At 37.1% G+C, this 3,922-nt stretch carries 1 protein-coding gene; it reads right to left on the minus strand.

The window, feature by feature from the left end; all coding sequences use genetic code 11:
• Positions 1-36 precede the first annotated feature (36 nt).
• Entirely contained in the window at positions 37-3,774 is a 3,738-nt protein-coding gene (locus CY0110_RS27410) for a non-ribosomal peptide synthetase (protein WP_050780083.1), read from the minus strand.
• Between the last annotated feature and the right edge of the window lie 148 nt (positions 3,775-3,922).

Consider the following 3,922-nt stretch of genomic DNA (forward strand, 5'->3'; position numbering starts at 1 on the left):
TTTTTTGGCTGTTTTCTATTTCTTGGACTAATGTTTCTAGGGTGGGGTTTCAAATAATGCGCGAATGGGTAGGTCTAAACTGAAGGTTTCTCTGACTCTGGAAATGATTTGGGTAGCTAAGAGGGAATGTCCTCCTAGTTCAAAGAAGTTGTCTTTGAGGCTTATTTTCTCAATTTTGAGAATGGTTTGCCAGATGTTCGCTAAAAGTTCTTGGGTTGGGGTTTGGGGTGCTATGTAGTTTTCTTGTCCTCTTCGATTCGAGTCGGGTGCGGGTAAGGCTCGTCTGTCAATTTTGCCGTTAGGAGTTAAAGGAAGTTTCTCTAACAGCACAAAGGCACTGGGTATCATGTAGTCTGGTAGTTGCTCTTTGAGACAGTCTCTTAATGTTTGAGTCACACTACTTTGACTCATCTCGTCAGAGACTAAATAGGCGACTAATTGTTTATTTCCTGGAGCATCTTCTCTGGCAATGACGACGCTTTCTCTAATCTCAGGATGGTTGCTTAGTTGAGTTTCTATTTCTCCGAGTTCGATTCTAAAGCCTCTTATTTTGACTTGATGGTCTATCCTGCCTATGTATTCAATGTTGCCGTCTCGGCGGTAACGGCAGAGGTCTCCTGTTTTGTAGAGTTTTCCTGTTCCGAAGGGGTTGGGGATAAATTTTTCTGCGGTTAAGTCTGGTCGGTTTAAATATCCTCTGGCTAAACCGTCTCCTCCTATGTGTAGTTCTCCAGGCACACCCACAGGCACTGGTTGTAAGTTTGGGTCTAGTATGTAAATTTGTGTGTTATTAATTGGTCTTCCGATAAGAATCGAAGAAACTTTGCTCTCAAGAAATGAGGGAATACTATAGCAACAGGTAAATGTAGTATTTTCTGTCGGTCCATAGCCATTGATTAATTGCGTTGAGGGTAATGCTTGCAGAGCTTTCTTCACGTGATGGACTGATAAAGCTTCTCCCCCTGTTAATAATTCTTTGACTCTGATGAAAGCTTCTGGTAATTCATCGATCACTAAATTAAATAAGGCCGCAGTTAGCCATAGGGTTGTTACCTGATATTGATTGATTGCTTCTTTTAGGGTCAAGGCGGTAGGAATTTTTTCAGGAAAAATAATACATTTCCCTCCATAGAGTAATGCTCCCCAAATTTCAAAGGTTGAAGCATCAAAGGCAATGGGAGATAAATGTAGAAAAGTTTTAGCTTCATCTAATTCCACATAATCGGAGTTGATTAGTAAACGTATAACACCCCGATGAGGAATCATCACTCCTTTTGGTTGACCCGTTGAACCAGAAGTATAGTTGATATAGGCTAAATGATGAGAATGGGTTTGATGAATTGGATTTGTTTGATTTTCTCTTTCCCACTTTTGCTGATCTGTGTCTAAAGAGATTAACTGAGTCGAAAATTCTGAGTATAAAGGGCGAAAACTCTCCTGAGTTACTAGAATCCTTATACCCGAATCTTCTAACATATATTCAATCCGTTCTTGTGGATAATTGGGGTCAATAGGAACATAAGCTCCGCCTGCTTTTAATATCCCTAATAACCCTATTACCATCTCCATAGAACGCTCTACACATATTCCCACCAATGTATCTGGCTTAACTCCCAGTTTCTGCAAATAATGACCTAATTGATTGGCTTTTTCATTGAGTTCTTGATAGGTTAATTGCTGGTTTTCATACACTACTGCTATGGCATTGGGTGTCCTTTCTACTTGTTCTTCAAACAATTGATGGATACATTTATCTTTGGGATACTCTGCTTCTGTCTCGTTCCACTCTACTAATATTTGCTGTTTTTCTCCTTCTGTTAATAAGGGTAATTTAGCTACTTTTTCATCTGGATTATTAACCATTCCTTCTAAGAGGACTTGAAAATTCTCAAACATTCTTTCAATAGTTTCTTTTTCAAATAGATTTGTATTGTATTCCCAAAAACCTTTTAGTCCTGATGATGTTTCTTCCATTGATAAGGTTAAATCAAACTTAGCAATTCCATTATCAATATCAACAGGCAAAAGCGAGAGTCCAGGTAATTTCAATTCCTCTACTGGTGCTTTTTGTAAGGCAAACATTACTTGAAAGAGAGGAGAATGACTTAGATTCCTTGCAGGTTGAGTTTCTTCAACTAACTTTTCAAAAGGAACATCTTGATGAGCATACCCCTCTAAACAAATTCGTCTTACTTTTTGCAATAATTCAGTCACAGTCGGATTATTTTCTAAATTTATTCTCATCACTAAGGTATTGACAAAAAAGCCAATTAAGGGTTCAATTTCAGCACGATTTCGGTTAGCAATAGGAGAACCAATAGCAATCTCTTCCTGTCTTGAGTAACGGCATAAAAGGATACTAAAGGCACTTAAGAGAGTCATAAATAAAGTGACTCCCATTTGTTGACTTAATTCCTGAAGTTTTTGACTAAGCTCAGACGAGAAGGTAAAGTTAAACTTAGATCCTTCAAAAGTTTGTATTGCAGGTCGTGGGTGATCTGTCGGTAATTCTAAAAGAGGAGGAATTTCTGATAATTGTTGTTTCCAATAATTTAACTGTTGTTCTAACTTTTCAGCTTTTAACTCTTGTTTTTGCCAAGCAGCAAAGTCTGCATATTGAATTGTGAGTTCTGGCAAAGGAGAGGGTTGGTTATTTTGATAGGCTGTGTATAGAGTTGATAATTCCTGAATTAAGACCTTAAAAGACCAACCATCACAGATAATGTGGTGCATAACCACTAATAGAATATGCTGATTTTCTGCAAGTTTAATTAAAGTAACTCTTAATAATAAATCTCTTTTTAGATTGAAAGGGGTTTGAAATTTTTGTATCGTAATCTCTTGAGTTTTTTCTAACTGTTTTTCTACTGATAATTCAGATAAATCAATTTCATGAACAACTAAAGTTTTTTGCGTGTCAATTACTTGATAAGCTTGAGCATCTGTTACTGAGAAATTAGTCCTAAGGATTTCATGTCGTCTAATAATTTCAGCGAAGGATTGGTTTAAAAGCTTAATATTTAAATTCCCTATGAGACGAATTGCGCCTCCCTCATGATAGGCATTACTTTGTTCCTCAAATTTATCAAGAAACCAAAGGCGTTCTTGAGCAAAAGAAAGTGGTAATTTTTGATTTCTATCAATTGATATAATCGCATTACTTTCTGTTAATTGAGTATCAGGTAATTGGTCATGGAGAAGATAAATAGTGGGTGCTTCAAATAAAATCTTTAAAGATACCTCAAGTTGGAAGGATTCTCGAATCCGAGAAATAACTTGAGTGGCTAATAAAGAATTCCCTCCAAGCTCAAAGAAATTATCATAAATGCCTACCCTATCAACTTTTAAAACCTCCTGCCAAATTAAAGCTAATTGTTCTTCTAATTGATTACGCGGTGGGACATATTCCCCGATCTTTTCTGACCTAATATTCTGTTGTCTTTCTGCAATATCATGCCAAATTTCTTCGGGATTTCTCAGCTTAGTTCCTATCTCCCTTAATAACTCACAAGGGGCGACAAAGCTTGTCTTCTCAACTAAATTCGGTGACTTTTGTGTTCTGGATGCTTCTGGTTCTTTTGCTGTGAAACTTAGGTTGACTAACTCTTCACTGGCAAATTCAAACAATTCTCCTTTTTCTGTTGGTTGGGATTGTTTTTTTGCTATCTTTTCTAAAAAGTCTTTGACTGGCTGATTCTTAGCGGTGGGATAATAAGGAATTTCTATGGGGGAAAGGTTTTTCTCCTGTGCTACCTGGCCTAAGTATTTCACCATTTCATACTCTACTCCTCTACCTAATACTCGGCAACTTAGCAATAAGGTATCTACTATCAGCTTTGTTGATTGAGTCCGATATAACAAGATTCCTACTAATCCATAGTTGCCGAATCTGTCTTTGACTCTAATGCTTTTTCCTTCTAAT

The organism is Crocosphaera chwakensis CCY0110, assembly GCF_000169335.1.
GTDB classification, from domain to species: Bacteria; Cyanobacteriota; Cyanobacteriia; order Cyanobacteriales; family Microcystaceae; genus Crocosphaera; species Crocosphaera chwakensis.